The organism is Ornithinimicrobium jinqii, from assembly GCF_045032595.1.
Classification (GTDB): Bacteria; Actinomycetota; Actinomycetes; order Actinomycetales; family Dermatophilaceae; genus Ornithinicoccus.
Genome location: NZ_JBJFZS010000001.1, coordinates 1 through 17,509, shown reverse-complemented (window position 1 = coordinate 17,509; position 17,509 = coordinate 1). Strand labels below are relative to the sequence as shown.

5 protein-coding genes are annotated in these 17,509 nt (G+C 71.0%); all 5 read left to right on the top strand.

Translation table 11 applies throughout. The features are described from left to right. Positions 1 to 97 precede the first annotated feature (97 nt). Genes ACI3ET_RS00025 through ACI3ET_RS00005 form a run of 5 tightly spaced genes read left to right on the top strand, consistent with a single transcriptional unit; the run spans position 98 to position 17,406 of the window. Positions 98 to 2,938 carry an SNF2-related protein gene (locus ACI3ET_RS00025; RefSeq protein ID WP_405030839.1) on the top strand — a complete coding sequence of 947 codons (2,841 nt, stop codon included), beginning with the start codon at positions 98 to 100 and terminating at the stop codon, positions 2,936 to 2,938. Position 2,939: 1 nt separating this feature from the next. Continuing rightward, positions 2,940 to 7,577, top strand: a complete 4,638-nt coding sequence (locus ACI3ET_RS00020; RefSeq protein WP_405030838.1) for a class I SAM-dependent DNA methyltransferase — start codon at positions 2,940 to 2,942, stop codon at positions 7,575 to 7,577. Further along, the gene (locus tag ACI3ET_RS00015; protein WP_405030837.1) at positions 7,574 to 13,921 is read left to right on the top strand and encodes a DEAD/DEAH box helicase; all 6,348 of its coding nucleotides are present in this window, start codon (positions 7,574 to 7,576) and stop codon (positions 13,919 to 13,921) included. Before ACI3ET_RS00020 ends, ACI3ET_RS00015 begins: the two co-directional genes overlap by 4 nt. Next, positions 13,921 to 16,158, top strand: a complete 2,238-nt coding sequence (locus ACI3ET_RS00010; RefSeq protein ID WP_405030836.1) for a 3'-5' exonuclease — start codon at positions 13,921 to 13,923, stop codon at positions 16,156 to 16,158. The genes ACI3ET_RS00015 and ACI3ET_RS00010 overlap by 1 nt, the downstream gene beginning before the upstream one ends. Before the next feature lie 6 nt (positions 16,159 to 16,164). Then, positions 16,165 to 17,406 (top strand): hypothetical protein, encoded by a 1,242-nt coding sequence (locus ACI3ET_RS00005; protein ID WP_405030835.1) that lies wholly within the window; start codon positions 16,165 to 16,167, stop codon positions 17,404 to 17,406. Positions 17,407 to 17,509 lie beyond the last annotated feature (103 nt).

The following is a 17,509-nucleotide window of genomic DNA, read 5'->3' as shown; positions in this document are numbered from 1 at the left end:
AGCGAAGTGCCGGGCCTTATGTACGGTGGGGGACTGTGACTGTTATTGAGAAGAGCATGGCAGGCCTGAGCGAGTGAGTGCCACGTCCACGCTGGCAGTGGCGCCAGGGTCAGTCGTCGTCGTCCGCGACGAGGAGTGGCTGGTCACCAACGTCGAGCAGGCCACCGACGGGGCCCTCATCTCCGTCCGCGGGCTTACCGAGCTCGTCAAGGACGCGCCGGCCATGTTCTACGAGTCGCTCGACGACATCGAGGTCCTCGACCCGGCCGAGGCGAAGGTCGTGGGCGACGACTCCCCGGGCTACCGCCGCTCTCTCCTCTGGCTGGAGTCGACGCTCCGCAAGACACCGCTCCCCGTCGACGACCCCTCGGTGACCGTCTCCGCCCAGGCGCTGGCCGACCCGCTGGACTACCAGCAAGAGGCGGTGCGCCGCGCCCTCGACCCCGCCAACCTCCGCCCGCGCATCCTGCTCGCCGACGCCGTCGGCCTCGGCAAGACCCTCGAGATCGGCATGATCCTCTCCGAGCTCGTCCGCCGCGGCCGCGGCGAGCGCATCCTCATCGTCACGCCGCGGCACGTCCTGGAGCAGATGCAGCACGAGATGTGGACCCGGTTCGCGCTCCCGTTCGTCCGTCTCGACTCCGTCGGCATCCAGCGGGTGCGCCAGCAGCTGCCCGCCACCCGCAACCCGTTCTCGCTCTACAAGCGCGCGATCATCTCCATCGACACGCTCAAGAGCGAGCGCTACGTCGCGCACCTGAAGAAGCACCGCTGGGACGCGGTCGTCATCGACGAGTCGCACAACATCACCAACTCGGCCACCCAGAACAACAAGCTCGCGACCACCCTGGCCCCGCAGACCGACGCCCTGATCCTGGCCTCGGCAACCCCGCACAACGGCAAGGCCGAGTCCTTCGCCGAGCTCATCCGGCTGCTCGAGCCCACCGCCGTCCGGCCGGACGGCTCGCTGGTCGAGGACGAGGTGCGGCGTCTCGTGCTCCGCCGCCACCGTCACAGCCCCGAGGTCGCCCGCGTCGTCGGCACCGCGTGGGCCGAACGCCTCGAGCCGCGCAACGTCCTTGTGCCCGCCTCGCCCGCCGAGGACGACGTCGCGCACGAGCTTGCGGACACCTGGCTGCACCCCGTCGGCGGGAAGAGCCCGCACTCCAAGGGCTCCGGGCTCTTCCCCTGGACCCTGGCCAAGGCGTTCCTCTCCTCCCCGGCCGCCCTCGAGGAGACCCTCCGCCAGCGCATCGCCCGCCTCGACGCGCAGCACCCCGCCGAGGCCGTGGAGATCGAGGCCCTAAAGCGCCTTCGCGACGTCAACCAGCGCAGCCGCACCGAGGCGGGCGGCAAGTATGCAGCCCTCCTCGCCCACCTCAGGGGCGTCGGTGTCGCCCCGGACAGCCCGGACCGGGTGGTCGTCTTCGCCGAGCGCATCGCCACCCTGCACTGGCTCGCCGAGCGCGTCCGTCGCGACCTCAAGCTCCCCGCCGACGCCGTCGCGATCCTCCACGGTGGCCTGTCCGACCAGGACCAGCAGGGCATCGTCGAGAGCTTCAAGCAGACGACCTCGCCGATCCGCGTGCTCATCACCGGCGACGTCGCCTCCGAGGGCGTCAACTTGCACCTACAGTGCCACGAGCTCGTCCACTACGACATCCCGTGGTCGCTCATCCGGCTCGAGCAGCGCAACGGCCGCATCGACCGCTACGGGCAGCGCCACCGCCCGCAGATCACCGCCCTGCTCCTCGAGCCCTCCCACCCCCGCTTCTCGGGTGACCTGAAGGTGCTCACCCGCCTGGTGGAGAAGGAGCACGAGGCGCACACCGCCCTCGGCGACGTCGCGAGCCTGATGGGGCAGTACGACGTGGAGGCCGAGGAGAGCCGGATCCGCGAGGTCCTCGCCGGACGCAGCGACCTCGACGACGTCGTCGCCACCCCCGACGAGGTCGCCGCCCGGGACGACGTCGCCGGACTGCTGGCCCGCCTGCAGGCCCTCGGCGGCAAGGCCCCCGCGCCCGCCTCCACCACGACCCCCACGAACGACCGCCTGTATGCCGCGCCCTCCGACTTCCTCAAGGAGGCCCTTCTCGAGGTCTACGCGCAGCCCCAGCAGCCGCTGGCCGACCAGGGCGGGGGAGTGCGCTGGCGCGAGCACACCCACGACCAGATCGTGGAGCTGGCGCCGCCGTCCGACCTGCGACGGCGCCTGGAAGTGCTGCCGCAGTCCTACCTGCGCGACCGACGCGTCACCGACACCCTCCGGCTGGCCACCACCAAGGCCAAGGGCCAGGCGCTGCTGGCCGGCGCGCTCAGCGACGCCTCCGACTCGTCCTGGCCCGAGGCCCACTACCTCGCCCCCCTCCACCCGGTCCTTGACTGGGTCAGCGACCGCGCGCTGGCCACCCTGGGGCGCAACCAGGTCTTCGCCGTGCGGGGCACCGTCGACGCCCCCGCGATCCTGCTCCTCGGCTCGCTCACCAACCGCTCCGGCCACACCGTCAGCTCCGCCTGGCTGCAGGTGGACTTCCCGACCGGGAAGCCGGAGTTCGCCCCCGTCACCCCGCACGAGAGCGCGGAGGCCATGCTCGCCGCTGTCGGGGTGCGCCGCGGAGGGAGCAACCCCGGCGCGGTCGCCGCGGCAGACGACCTCGACCGCCTGATGCCCGCCGCCGTGAAGGCGGCGCAGGACCAGCTCGGCACGACCTTCTCCGCCGCCGAGGCCGAGACCCGGCGCCGCGTCGACGAGTGGGTGCACCGCGCCGAGTCGTGGACCGAGGAGGCCGACGCGCTCATCCAGCGGTCCCAGGTGCGCACCCGCCGCACCAGCGTCGCCGAGGAGCAACGGCTCGCTGCCGAGCGGGCTCCCGACCGGCAGCTGGTACGCCCGCTGCTCGTCGTCGTGCCTACCGACCACCCCGTGCAGGAGGGCTGACATGGCCATCAGCGACGCCTTCGTCGTCGGCGAGGACTGGATCAGCGAGCACCACTTCACGACCGATGCCCGCAACGAGTCCTTCCACGCCCAGGTCCTGGCCCGCCGCAAGGACTGGGACGAGCAGGAGGCACCCACCGCGCGCTCCCGGTTCACCGAGCGCCGCGCCGACCTGGAGCGGCGCCTCGGTGCGCTGGGGGAGGAGGGCACCGCTGACGACGGTGACGTCAGGTCGCTGTATGCCGACCTCCTCGAGGTCCTCGGCTACCGCACGGGTGAGTTCGTCCTCGCCACCGACGGGCCGGTCACCACCGTCTCGTCCCCCGGCCTGACCGGTGCCGCACCGCTGGTCATCCTCCGGGCGAAGCCGGTCTCTGCCGTCGAGGACGTGCTCGCCAAGGACGCGGACTCCCTGCTCGAGCCCGTCGAGCACGAGGACGGGACGACCGTCACCTCGGTCGCCCGCCAGCTCTCCGCCCTGTTCGTCGGCGACGACGCCCCGGCCTTCGTGCTGGTGCTCGCCGGCCGCTGGTGCCTCTTCGCCGAGCAGGAGCGCTGGCCCGAGGGCCGCTACCTCGCCGTCGACCTCCTGCTGGTCGCGGAGCGCAACGACGCCAAGCGCGGGGGAGAGATCGACCGGGCACTGACCTGCCTGGAGGCACGCTCCCTCGGCCCGGACGCCGACGGCTCGGTGTGGTGGTCCTCCGTGCTGGAGGAGTCGGTCAAGCACACCGTCGGGGTGTCCGAGGACCTGCGTGAGGGCGTGCGTCGCTCCATCGAGATCATCGCCAACGAGGTCGTCGCCCGACGCCGCGCGCAGGGCCTCCCGCCGCTCCCGGCAGACCAGGCCCAGCCGCTGGCCGTGCAGTCGCTGCGCTACCTCTACCGGATCCTCTTCCTGCTGTATGCCGAGGCCTCGCCCGAGCTGGGCGTGCTCCCTGCCGGCGCGAGCGAGTACGACGCCGGCTACGGGCTGGACCGGCTGCGGGAGCTGACCCTGGTCGACCTGCATCAGCAGCGCTCTCGGCAGGGCACGCACCTCTACGAGTCGCTGCACCGGCTCTCCCGGCTCGTCGACACCGGGCACCGGCCGCCCGAGGAGCGCTCCTCAGCCGGCGCGGACGGCCTGCGCTTCGACCCGCTGCGCGCCGACCTCTTCCGCCCGCAGGCCACAATGCTCATCGACGAGGTGGGCCTGGGCAACGACGCCGTCCAGCGAGTCCTGCGCCACCTCTTGCTGAGCAAGGAGCGCAAGGGCCGCGAGCGCGGCTTCATCTCCTACGTCGAGCTCGGCATCAACCAGCTCGGCGCCGTCTACGAGGGCCTCATGTCCTACACCGGCTTCTTCGCCACCGAGGACCTGTACGAGGTGGCCAAGGGCGGCGACGCCGCCAAGGGGTCCTGGGTGGTCCCGGTCGACCGGGCCGGCCACCTCGACGACAAGGACTTCGTCCGCGAGGTGGACGCCGACACCGGGGAGGCGCGTGCCGTCCGCCACCCCAAAGGGTCGTTCGTCTTCCGCCTCGCCGGCCGGGAGCGGCAGCAGTCGGCCTCCTACTACACCCCGGAGGTGCTCACCCGCTTCACCGTGCAACAGGCGCTGGAGGAGCTGCTCGACCAGGACGACACCCGCACCAGCTCCGACGAGATCCTCGGCCTGACGGTCTGCGAGCCGGCGCTGGGCTCCGGGGCGTTCGCCCTCGAGGCCGTCGACCAGCTGGCGAGGGAGTACCTCACCCGCCGCCAGGAGGAGCTCGACCGTCGGATCGACCCCGACGACTACCCGCGTCAGCTGCAGCGGGTCAAGGCGCACATCGCCCTGCACCAGGTCTACGGCGTCGACCTCAACGCCACCGCCGTCGAGCTCGCCGAGGTGTCCCTGTGGCTCGACACGATGGTCGAGGGTCTGCAGGCACCGTGGTTCGGACTCCGGCTGAGGCGGGGCAACTCCCTCGTGGGTGCGCGGCACGCCATCTACCCTGGCGCGGACGTGCGAGCCAAGGCGTGGCTCACGTCCACCCCTCGTGACGTCCCGCTTGCCGACCTGGCACAGGAGATGGAGACCGGCGGCATCGGAGACGCCGTCAACGCCGCGGTGCACCACTTCCTGCTTCCGGCGCAGGGCTGGGGGTCGGCGGTCGAGGTACCGAAGTCGGTGCGCGACCTCGCCGACGACGAGGTGCGGGCCCTCAAGACGTGGCGCTCCTCCGTGCGCCGCAAGCCGACGAAGCAGCAGGCCGACAGACTCCTGGGCCTGACCCAGCGCGCCGAGCAGCTCTGGCAGATCAGCCTCCGCCGGCTGCGCATCGCCGAGCAGGAGTCCAGCCGCAGCCTCGACCTCTGGGGTCGTGAGGAGGCGCCCGAGAGGCACGCCGTCACCCGTGAGCAGATCGAGACGTCGTTGGCGGACGAGGACGGTGCCTACCGCAGGCTGCGCCGGGTGATGGATGCCTGGTGCGCCCTATGGTTCTGGCCGCTCACCGAGACCGAGGTCGACCCGCCGTCCCTCGACGAGTGGCTCGACGCCCTCACCATGCTGCTGGGCAAGGACACCAGAGACCATAGGCGGGGCTGGATGGACACCTTCCAGGACCTGACCGAATGGGACCAGCTGGGTGAGGCCGAGGAGCAGGACCGCATCTACAGCGGCGCAGTGCGGGTGGTGGAGGTGCTGCAGCGACACCCTTGGCTCGAGGTCTGCGAGCGGGTCGCCCAGCAGCAGGGTTTCTTCCACTGGGAGCTGGACTTCGCCACCGTTTTCTCGCGAGGAGGGTTTGACCTGCAGGTCGGGAACCCGCCCTGGGTGCGACCCGATGTCGACCCAGACGCGCTCCTGGCGGAGGGTGATCCGTGGTGGCAGCTGGCACACCGGCCTACGGAGGACGAACGTCAAGCGATGGAGCGGGCGACACTCGCTCGACCAGTTATCCGAGACCTGTTCGTCGACGGTCAGGCGGAGACCATCTGCCTGCGCGAGTTCGTCAGTGACGTCGGGACGTACCCCGTCCTCGACGGGCTGCGGCCCGATCTCTACCGCTGCTTCATGTCGCAGGTGTGGAAGCATGGCGCGGCGGACGGGGTGTCAGCTCTCGTGCATCCGGAGACTCACTTCACCGACGAGAAGGGTCAGCTCCTTCGCAGCGTGGCGTATCCACGTCTTCGGCGCCACTGGCAGTTCATCAACGAGATGCGGCTATTCGAGATCCACAATCTGGTCACCTTCGGAGTCCACGTCTACGCGGCCCCGCAGACGTCGGTGAACTTCCTGCAGGCGGCCGGTCTCTACCAACCCGAAACCGTCCTGAGGTCTCTTTCCCACGATGGGTCCGGTCCGCAGCCCGGGTCCAAGCATGACGGGCACTGGGACGTGCGGCCCCACCTCGGCCGGATTCAGCACGTCACCGACGACGTGCTTGCGACGTGGAAAGCAGTACTCGAGGAAGCATCGGTCGCCCCTGCCGCATCTCGGATGGTCTACACCGTGAATGTTGCTGCGAGTCGAACCATTGAAATAATGGCGCAGCACAACCGAATGGCCACGCTAGGCCTGCAATTTAGCGCAGGGTGGAACGAAAAAACAGATCGCCAAAAGGGCCGTTTCGTCAGTCGATGGGGGCGTGAGGGGACATGGAATGACGCCATCTTGCAGGGGCCGCATCTGCACGTTTTTACGCCTTTCTACAAGTCTCCGAATAAGAGTTTGAAAAGCAACAAGGACTGGTCGTCGGTCGACCTGGAGGAGCTCGCGAAGGACGCCCTTCCCGTGACGTCGTACAAGCCGACCGGGTCGCGTGCTGAGTACGACGCGCGCTACACGCACTGGGGCGAAGAGGGTGAGATCGCCGCGCGCGATCACTACCGGGTCGCTTGGCGATGTATGGCTGCCAACACGGGGGAGCGAACGCTGATCCCTGCCATCATTCCGCCCGGAGCGGCCCACGTGGACGGCATCTTCTCAGCGGGTTCTTCCGACGGCACGAGGGATCTGGTCGGCGTCAGTGGTGTCCTAGGCTCACTTCTCAGCGACTTCGCGGTGCGCGCCGCACCAAAGTCCACGATTCGCGCGGGGACCATCAACCGCATGGCGATGGTCGACATGAGTCATCCGCTCATCAATGGACTTTTCCTCCGCAACCTCCGCCTTAACTGTGTGACTGACGCATACGCACCGCTGTGGGACGATTGCTGGACGGGTGCGTTCCTCGATGACGCCCCTGTGCTGCGTCAGCACGCAGCGGGTGCGGTAGAGCCTGAGTGGACTTCGGACACGCCCTTACGGAAAGCGGTTGACCGACGGAACGCACAGGTGGAGATCGACGCGCTCGTCGCGTTGATGCTCGATGTCCCGATCGGCGACCTGTGCACGATCTATCGGACGCAGTTCGCCGTCCTGCACGGGTACGACCAGCGTGACTACACCTACGATGCCAACGGCAGACTCGTGCCCAACAGCGTTCTGACGACGTGGCGGGCCAGGGGTGACCGGCTCAGCGAGGAGGAGCGGACTGCCGTCCATCCAGGCAGCGGCGTCGCATACACCTACGAGCTGCCATTCGGCACGCTGGACCGCGAGGCTGACATGCGGACGGCATACGCAGAGTTCGAACGGCGGCTGGCGGCGATGAGAGTGATGGCGTGAGCGAGCTCCTCCCGACGCTGCAGGCTCGTGAGCTGGCCGACGGTCTGGTCGACTACCTCACCACGACCTTTGCCCTCGCCGATGCGGAGCCGCGCCGTGCGCTGCGGGAGTTCCTCGAGGACCCGCAGCACGGCATCTTCAAAGGACCGTACCTCCGTCTGCGGCTGCCGTTCCGGCCCGCGGAGGAGGGGTGGGAGCGGCACCTCGAGTGGCGACCCCCGTTCGCGCCATACCGTCACCAGGCCCAGGCCTACGCGCGGCTGACCTCCCTCGGCCGGACCGGCGCAGGCGAGCGGCCGCTGCCGACGCTCGTGACGACCGGGACGGGCTCGGGGAAGACCGAGGCGTTCCTGCACCCGATCCTCGACCACGTGCTCCGGGCCAAGCGGGACGGGGTGCGGGGCACGAAGGCGATCATCCTCTACCCGATGAACGCGCTGGCCGACGACCAGGCGAAGAGGCTGACCGCGCTCCTCACCACCGACCCCGCGCTTTCCTCGGTCACGGCGGCTGTGTACACCGGCAACCAGGCCGGCACCCGCACCACCGTGTCGCCCGCCGGTCTCATCACCGACCGGGCCGTCATCCGCGACAGCGCCCCGGACATCCTGCTCACCAACTACAAGATGCTCGACCAGCTCCTGCTGCGTGCGGAGGACCAGAGCCTGTGGCAGCAGAGCGCACTGTCCCTCACCTACCTCGTCCTCGACGAGTTCCACACCTACGACGGCGCCCAGGGCACCGACGTCGCCATGCTGCTGCGGCGGCTCGGGATCGCCCTCAAGAGCCACTGGCCGGACAACCATCCGGACCTCACGGATGCCGACCGCGCGCGACCGCTCGGCCGGCTGACGCCGGTGGCCACGTCGGCGACGCTCGGTGACGAGGGCGACCCGGCGGTCATGCTGTCCTTCGCGCAAACCGTGTTCGGCGAGCAGTTCGACCCCGGCGCGGTGGTCACCGAGAGCCGCCTCACGGCCGAGGAGTGGGCGGCCGGTGCCCATGAGGGGACGGGCAAGGCCCAGGTGCAGCACCGCGTGCTTGACGACCTCTCCGAGCCAGAGCTCGCCGACCTCGTGGATCGCGCCAACTTGTTGCGGGAGGATCCCGCGTCGCTGACGGACGTCGTCCTGGCCGCGCTGCACGAGGGCCCGGTGGGTGACGTGGACCCGCTCGACCTGGTGCGGGTGCATCCCGATGTCCGAGCCCTGGTGGAGGTCGCCGGAGACGCGGTCGGCTACGACGCCCTGGTGGCCGCCGTCTTCCGCCCCGATCCTGACGGGCGCCTGCACGCCCTGCGTGTCAGCGCCGTGGAGGCCGTGATTGCCGCGCTCTCCCACGCTCGGGCCGAGTCTGGTCGGGACGCGCTGGGGGTGGAGCTCAACTTCTGGGTGCGCGAGCTCACCCGCATCGACCGGGTGGCCTCGGCCGTGCCCGCCTTCCACTGGAGCGACGACGGCGCCTGGGTCGGTAGCGAGGACGACCGCGTGGGGCAGACCTTCCCGGCGGTCTACTGCCGGCACTGCGGACGCTCCGGCTGGGGCGTCACGCTCGCCGCCGTCGGGGACGACCTGACGGCCGAGGACACGCGCATCCGCGCCGACCACATGGCGCGCGAGGGCCGTTTCCGGGCGCTGCTGCACGCCCCCGCGGAGGACGAGCGGGCAGCCCTGGAGGCAGGCCCCGAGGGAGCGGTCGAGGGGCTGCGCTGGCTCTCGGTCACCGGCCGCCGGCTGCTGGACCGGCGCCCGGACGAGGACGACCCCGAGCTGCGGGCGGGGCGGGTGCTGCCGGTCCTGACCCGCACCGGCCGGGACGCCGACGAGCGGACCCGCGCCGACGACTGCCCGTCCTGCCAGCAGGCCGACGGGATCCGCTTCCTCGGCAGCGCCGTCGCGACGCTGCTGTCGGTGACGCTGTCCGTGCTCTTCGGCAACCCTGCCCTGGACGCCCGCGAGAAGAAGTCGCTCGTCTTCACCGACTCGGTCCAGGACGCCGCGCACCGGGCGGGGTTCGTGCAGGCGCGGTCGCACTCGATGACCCTGCGCGCGTCGTTGCGGTCCTCGGTCGGGACTGCGCCCACGACCCTGGAGAGCCTGGTCGACGACGTGCTGAACGACGCGGGGGACGATCCCTTCCGTCGCTACCGGCTGGTGCCGCCGGACTGCCTGCGTCTCGAGCCGTTCGACCGGTTCTGGTCGGCATCGACCCTGAAGTTGGTGTCGGGCCGGGACCGCGACCGCGTCAAAAAGCGGCTCCTGCTCGACGCGTCCCTCGAGGTCGGCCTGCAGTCGGCCTTCGGGCGAACCCTCGAGGCCACCGGGTCCATCGTCGTCTCCGTCGCGGCGGGCCCCACCAGCCGACTGGTGTCGATCGCCCGGTCCGTGCTGGACCGGGACGAGCAGGAGCTGCTCCCCGTCGCGCAGGTCGCCGCCGCGGACCTCGCCGCCTGGGTCCGGGGGACGCTCGAGCACGTGCGGCACCGGGGCGGCATCGACCACGACTGGCTGCGCAAGTACGTCCGGGAGGACGGGAGCCGCTACCGGATCTGGGGCGGCCGCCCCAAGGGCGGGATGCCCGCCTTCCCCAAGGGACGCTCCGCGCCCGCCTTCCCGCGGGTCGGACCGGCGGTCACGGGCAAGCAGGAGCTGCTCCTGGACCCCGTCCGGTCCCCGCAGAGCTGGTACGCCCGATGGGCCGTCAAGTGCCTGGGCGTCAACCCCCAGCACGGGGCGAAGCTGGCCGAGCAGCTGCTGGCGGCCCTCGCGGCCCAGGACGTGCTCACCGCCACCGAGACGCAGAGCAAGGCGACGGCATACGGCATCGCCCCCGGCAACGTGGTGATCGAGGCCGCCGACGTCGGTGCCCTTAACGGTGCCAGGTCGCTGCTGGTCTGCGACCTCTGCCGCGACCACACCCCCGCCGCACCCGAGGTGGTGGCCCAGCTTGACGGTGCTCCCTGCACGGTCGTGCGGTGCTCCGGGCGCCAGCACGCGGCACCGAGGGAGGACAACTTCTACCGCAGGCTCTACGCCTCCGCCGACATGCGGCGGGTCGTCGCCCGTGAGCACACCGGGCTGCTGGAGGACGACGAGCGGCGCGAGATCGAGGACGGCTTCAAGGCCTCCCGGCCAACGCCCGACGCGCCCAACGTCCTCGTCGCGACCCCGACGCTGGAGATGGGGATCGACATCGGCGACCTGTCGACGGTCATGCTCGCCTCGCTGCCCGACTCCGTCGCCAAGTACCTCCAGCGGGTCGGGCGCGCCGGGCGCCTCACCGGCAACGCCCTCAACCTCGCTTTCGTCACCGGCCGCGGCGACCAGCTGCCACGGCTCGGCAACCCGCTGTCCGTCATCAACGGGCAGGTGCGTCCCCCGGCCACGTACCTGGACGCCGAGGAGATCCTGCGCCGGCAGTACCTCGCCTCCATCGTCGACGCCGTCGCCCGCAGCGGCGAGCGCAGCATGCCCAAGCGTGCGGTCGACGCCCTGCGGTCCTCGGGTCCGGGGACCTTCTTCGGGGACGTGGTCGCCGAGGCGGAGGGACGGTCCGAGCACTACCTGGCGAGCTTCCTCGGTGCGTTCGACGGGCTGGACCCCGACGTCGTCGCGGGTCTGCGAGCCTGGGCCGGCCCCGAGCGTGACGAGGCGGGCGGGGACTCCCTGGCGGGCCTCGTGCACCGGGCGAGCCAGGAGTGGGCGGCGTCGGAGGAGGCGCTGGAGCGCCGGCGCGGCGAGATCGAGGAGGCGCTGCCGGGCCTGCGCGCGACGGCCGAGAGCCCTGCCGCGTCCGACGACGACAAGCGCGACTACCGCTCGGCGGTCGCGGCGGAGCGGCTCACCCGCAAGGACCTGTCCAGGCTCCGCCACCAGCACTGGGTCAGCGCGCTGGAGGAGCGGGGGATCCTGCCCAACTACACCCTGCTCGACGACATCGTCACGCTCGAGGCGCGGGTCACCTGGGTGGACCCGGAGACCGGGCAGTACGAGTCCGAGGGCGAGACCGTGCAGCGCGCCTCGGCCCAGGCCCTGCGCGAGCTCGCGCCCGGCGCCACCTTCTACACCCGCGGCCTGGCCATGCGGATCGACGGGATCGACCTGGGGCAGGACGGGGCCGACGTGAGGTCCTGGGTCTGGTGCGCACAGTGCGGCTACGCGGTCGACGCCGAGGGCGTCGCGGGCCCGAGCGCCTGCCCGCGCTGCGGCAGCGTGCAGCTGGCGGACACCAGCCAGCGCTTTGACGTCGTGCGGCTGACGCACGTCTACTCCGAGGTGCGGCGCGACCGTGACCTCATCGACGACAAGCGCGACGAGCGCACCCGGGCGACCTTCACCGTCGTGCCGGCCGCCGACCTCGACCCCGCGTCGATCACGCGCCAGTGGAAGGTGGCCGGGGGCGACTTCGGGGTGGCGCACCACCGCCGGGTGGACCTGCGGTGGGTCAACGTCGGCAACCGGTCGCGGGGCGCCGTCGTCAACGGGCAGGTCGCCGGTCGGCCGGTGGCCACGTCCCTCTTCCGCGTCTGCGCCGGGTGCGGGCGTCTGGACACCACCGCGGACCACAACAGCCGCGACGAGCACCGCCCCTGGTGCCGCTACCGGGGTGCCGATGCCGAAGACACCCGCACGGTGGCCCTGACCCGCGAGCTGCGCACCCAGGGCGTCGTCGTCACCCTGCCCGTCTCGGCGACGCTGGGGGACTCCTTCGCCGTACCCAGCCTCGCCGCGTCCTTGCTGCTCGGGCTGCGCGAGGAGATCGGCGGCGCGCCGGATCACCTGCAGGTGGAGACGGTGCCCACGCCCGTGCCGGGCGGATCACCGGGTGAGGTGCGTGACGCACTGCTGCTGCACGACCTCGTGCCGGGTGGCACGGGATACCTCGCTGACCTCGCCTCTCCGGAACGGGTGTGGCGCCTGCTGGTCAAGGCGTACGCCGTGGTCGAGCAGTGCCCATGCCGGGACGAGGGGCGGCTCTCCTGCTACCGGTGCCTCCTGCCCTACTCCCGCGGGCTGGGGGTCGAGCACCTGTCCCGGGTCTCCGCCGAGCGGCACCTGCGCGGGGTGCTCGGCCTGACCGAGGACGAGACTTCCCTGGACCTCGACGCCGACGTGATGCGGTGGAAGGTCGATGACGGACCGGTGGGCAGCACCGACGCAGAGTCCGTGCTCGAGCTGCTCTTCCGCCGGGTGCTCGCCGACCGCCTCGCCGCCGCCGGGGCTACCGTGAAGGAGAAGCCCGGACCGACCGGCAACGAGCTGACGATCACCGGGCTGGGCCAGGACCGGGTATGGCGTGTCTCGCCCCAGGTGCTGATGCACGGCTGCAAGCCCGACTTCGTGCTGCGCACCGACGACCCGAACGTCGCCCCCGTCGCGGTCTTCGCCGACGGCTGGACCTATCACGCGAGCCCGGCGCACAACCGGATCGGCGACGACGCGGTGAAACGGTCGGCCCTGCGGGACCAGGGCGTGCACGTGCTCGCCGTGACGCACGATGACCTGCAGGCCACGGTCGGCCATGGGCCGGGCCCGGACTGGCTGCGGCAGGACGTGGTGGCCGAGCTGCTGGCTCAGCCGGCCGGCTCGCCGGGGTCGGGGATCGGCCAGGGCGCCGTCGACGAGTTGCGGGGCGGGCCGCTGTCGATGCTGCTGGGACGGCTGCAGCGGCCCTACGACGACGCTCCGCGCTCGGCTCTCGGCGGGGCGCTGGGACTCGTCCTCGCGCCTGAGTCGGAGGGGGTGGCAATGCCCGCCGACCGGCCGCTGGCGGAGGTCGCGGCCGAGCTCCTTGACGGAGAGCCCGTCCTAGGTGATGGTTCCGGGCTCGTGTGGCGCCGTGACCATCTCGTCGTCCTCAGCCGGTTCGGGACGGGTGTCGAGACGGTGGTGATGGTCGACGACCGGGACGCAGCGGTGGCCGGCGCCACCCACAAGGAGTCGTGGCGGGAGTGGTTGCGTCTGGGGAATGCTCTGGCGTCGGGACCGTCCAACGTCGTCGTGACCGCCCGGACCGCCGTGGGGAAGGCGGTCGTGCAGGCGCCCACGGTCGACAGCGACGAGCACCTGCTCGTGGGGGAGTGGGCGTCGCTGGAGGGCCAGCTCACCCCGCAGGAGAGGGAGCTCGCGGTCAGCCTCGCGTCCCTGGGCGTGGCAGCGCCCGAGGTCGGCGTCGAGCTCGCGGACGGCGTGCCCGCCGACATGGTGTGGACCGAGCAGCGCATCGTCGTGCTCCTGGAGAGCAACCCGGAGGCCGAGGCCGACCTGCGCGCCGAGGCCTGGACCGTGGTCCTCCCCGACCCCGAGATGATCGCAGCGGCGCTCGCCGCCACGGAAGGACGCTGATGCCCACGATCGTCATGGCCAAGCAGGAGCGGCCGCTCGAGCCCGTGATGAAGAAGAAGGCCTACGCCTTCCTTGAGAAGCTGTCCGAGGACGACACCCGGCCCGGACTGCACATCGAGCCGATCTCCAACGCCGCCGACGAGCGCGTGCGCACGGGGCGGGTCGACCAGGGCTACCGCGCCGTGCTCTTCAAGATCACGACGGCGGAGACCAGCACCTACGTCTTCCACGGCATCTGGCCGCACGACGAGGCGATCCGGGTCGCCGAGCGCACGATGCTGCGGGTGAACCCGATCTCGGGCATCGCGGAGATCCGCACGGTGGAGCCGGCAGCGGGTGAGACCCCGCAGCCGGCCGCTACGCCCTCGACTTCGGCGCCACCACCGGCCCAGGTTGTCGCGACCCCGTCCCCGCCCCCGGTGGTAACAGATGCGCCCGCGCTGCTGGCGGCATACGGGATCACCGTCGAGCACCTGACCGACCTCGGGCTGGACGAGGACTTCGCCACCCGCGCGATGGCGGTGACCGACGAGGACGCCGTGCTGGAGCTGGCCGAGGCCGCGCCCGCTGAGTGGCAGGCGATGGCCCTCATCGACCTCAGCGCCGGGACCCCGGTCGAAGAGGTGCGCAGCAAGCTGGGCCTCGACACCGAGGTCGACATGAGCGGGAGCGACGAGGAGCGCCTGCTGCGCGGTCTGCAGCACCCGGCCGGGCGGCTGTCGTTCGCGTGGATCGAGGACGACGAGGAGCTGCGCCGCGTGGTGGAGGACAGCGACTTCGCCGCGTGGCGGATCTTCCTGCACCCGCTGCAGCAGCAGTTCGTCGACCGGGCGTACAAGGGACCCGCCAAGGTGACCGGCGGGGCAGGCACGGGCAAGACCGTGGTCGTGCTGCACCGGGCCCGGGCGCTCGCGCGACGCCGTCCGATGGCGCGGGTGCTGCTCACCACCTTCACGACCAACCTGGCCGCGGCGCTGGAGCGTGACCTTGGACGGCTGGACCCGGACGTGACCATCGCCGGTGGGTTGGGCGAGGCGGGCGTGCGGCTGGCCGGCATCGACTCGCTGGCGCGCTCCGTCCTGGTCGAGGCGGGGCGTGACGTCGGTCAGGCTGCGGGCCTGGTCCTCGGGGCGGACACCGTCGATGTCCTCCAGCGGACCGGCAACGACGCGTGGCGGGAGGCGATAGAGGCGGTCGGGGCCGAACTGCCCGAGCATCTGCGCAGCCCCGCGTTCATGGCGGCGGAGTACACGACCGTGGTGCTGCCGCGGCGGATCACGAGCGCTGCCGAGTACTTCCGGGTGCCGCGGCGTGGACGTGGTGTCTCGCTGAGCCGTGGACAGCGCGCCGCGGTGTGGGCGGTCGTCGAGCGCTACCGTGCCGCGGCCCGGGCGCACGGCACCCTGGACTTCGCGGAGGCCGCCAGCGTCGCGGCGGCATACCTCGACCTGCGGGGGGACGCCGCCAGGCCCTACGACCACGTCCTCGTGGACGAGGGGCAGGACCTCGGGCCAGGACACTGGCAGCTGCTGCGCGCGCTCGTCGCGCCGGGGGACGACGACCTGTTCATCGCCGAGGACTCTCACCAGCGGATTTACGGGCAGAAGATCACCCTGTCGCACTACGGGATCGAGACGCGCGGACGGTCACGGCGGCTCACGCTGAACTACCGCACCACCCAGCAGAACCTCCGATGGGCGATGGGTGTCCTCGACGGCGCGGACTACAGCGACCTCGAGGGCGAGGAGGAGAAGCACGACGACTATCGCTCGGCGCGCTCCGGGCCGGTGCCGCGCGTGCTGCCGTGCGCCACGCTGACGGATGAGCTCGACCAGGCTGCCGAGCTCGTGGGCGGATGGACCTCGGAGGACGGGGTGGTGCCCGAGACGGTGGCCGTGCTCGTGCGCGACCGCTTCCAGCGGGACCGGGTCGTCAACGGGCTGGCCGAGCGCGGCGTTGAGGTGCGCGCGGTGGACCGGGAGTCGATCAGGGCGGGCCGTCCCGTGGTGATGACCATGCACCGCGCCAAGGGCACCGAGTTCGCACGTGTCCTGCTCTTCGGGGTGCGGGAGGGTGCCGTGCCGGCGGGAATGAAGGACTACGAGACGAGCGAGGCGGACCTGCAGGACGCGATGCTGAGGGAGCGCTCATTGCTGTATGTGGCCGCGACCCGCGCGCGGGACGTGCTGGCGGTGTCGTGGTCGGGGGAGCGGTCGTCGCTCCTGGCGGACGGCTGACCAGGAGTGCGCGAGAGCAGGTTCATCGGCGACGTCGCTGAGGATGGGACCGGTGCTGCGCCACCGGCGGATGCGCTGCGAGAGGTCCTCGGTCGGGCCGAGAAGGCGATCGCCGTCGTGGACGCCGAGGGCGTTCACCAGCACGACCTCGTCAACCTGCTCCGCGACACCGCGCTGCAGGTCGTCATCGTCCTCAGGAGCGGGTTCGTTCGCGGACTCGAGGTTGCGCTCGCGGTGGAAGAAGCGCTGCTCCAGACGACCGGGTCGGGCATACGAGTCCTGGCGGCGCCGTGGGGCGACAGCCGCTTCCCGAGCGTGGTTCTGGCGGACGCCGGGCAGGCCGACGGGGCATACCGTCTGGCGATCGGTCGATCCGGGCGGTCAGGGTCCCCTCTGGCCTTCACCGCGATCGTCGATGTCGACCAGGACATGGGGGTGGCGGTCGACGAGTGGTTCGTGCGGGTGTGGGACCTGTCGACGGACGTGGGTCGTGTTCGCGAGATGGAGCAGCCGGTATTCGGGAAGGTTGAGCCTGAGGTCGTCGCGGAGTTGGCGGCCCGGTGGAACCGGTTCGTCGAGGGTGTGCGGGCCGAGGACGAGCCCGCTGCGCAGGAGGGTGTCCCGGCGAACGTCGATGGCGTGCACGAACCGAGCCTCGGCGTGGTTGCCGCAGAGGATCCGTCGGCGCCGTGGGCGTTGTTCCCCATCGACACCCAGGGAGCGGCGGACGAGGAGCAGGAGGACCTGGCTGACGCCCCGGCAGCTGCGGGCGGCCGGACCAGCATCTTGGCCGTCCGGCCGTCGTCCCCGCTCGAGCGCGACCTCCGCGACATCTACGCGCGGGGTGTGCTGGTGTCCGTGCACACCTCGCAGAAGGTCCCGACCTTCCGGCTCGACGTCAACGCCGTCCTTGGAATCGCGGAGAGCGCACGGTCGGGGAGGGCATCACTGCGTTCCCCGATTCGCCTCGATCTCCTGCCTGAAGCGGTCAGCGAAGAGATCGCGAGATCAAAGAGGTACGCCGGACTTCTCCTCAACTCACACTCAGTCGTGCTGTCTGAGGGCCAGCACTGGATGCCACGGAGCGTCGTACCGCACTTCGAGAGAGAACTTCACTCGCAACGTGCGCCCAAGTCGGTATCTGCACTGCTGGGCGTGCCCGTCGGGGAATTTGTCACTGCCAATATGAATGACTACATCGGGTCATTAATGAAGGTCTTTGAGGGCTCTTCACAGATCAGGGTGTAGGGAGGGCTGGCGCGTCGGTACCGGGATGAGTGTCGAGGCCTTCCGATGATGGGAGTTCTCACACAGCCCATCCGGAAGACCTCGACGTGCCTGACGCTACCTT

Excerpts from the sequence above, each read along its gene's own strand:
- ACI3ET_RS00020 (WP_405030838.1), top strand. The coding sequence starts at position 2,940 with ATGGCCATCAGCGACGCCTTCGTCGTCGGCGAGGACTGGATCAGCGAG.
- ACI3ET_RS00010 (WP_405030836.1), top strand. The coding sequence starts at position 13,921 with ATGCCCACGATCGTCATGGCCAAGCAGGAGCGGCCGCTCGAGCCCGTG.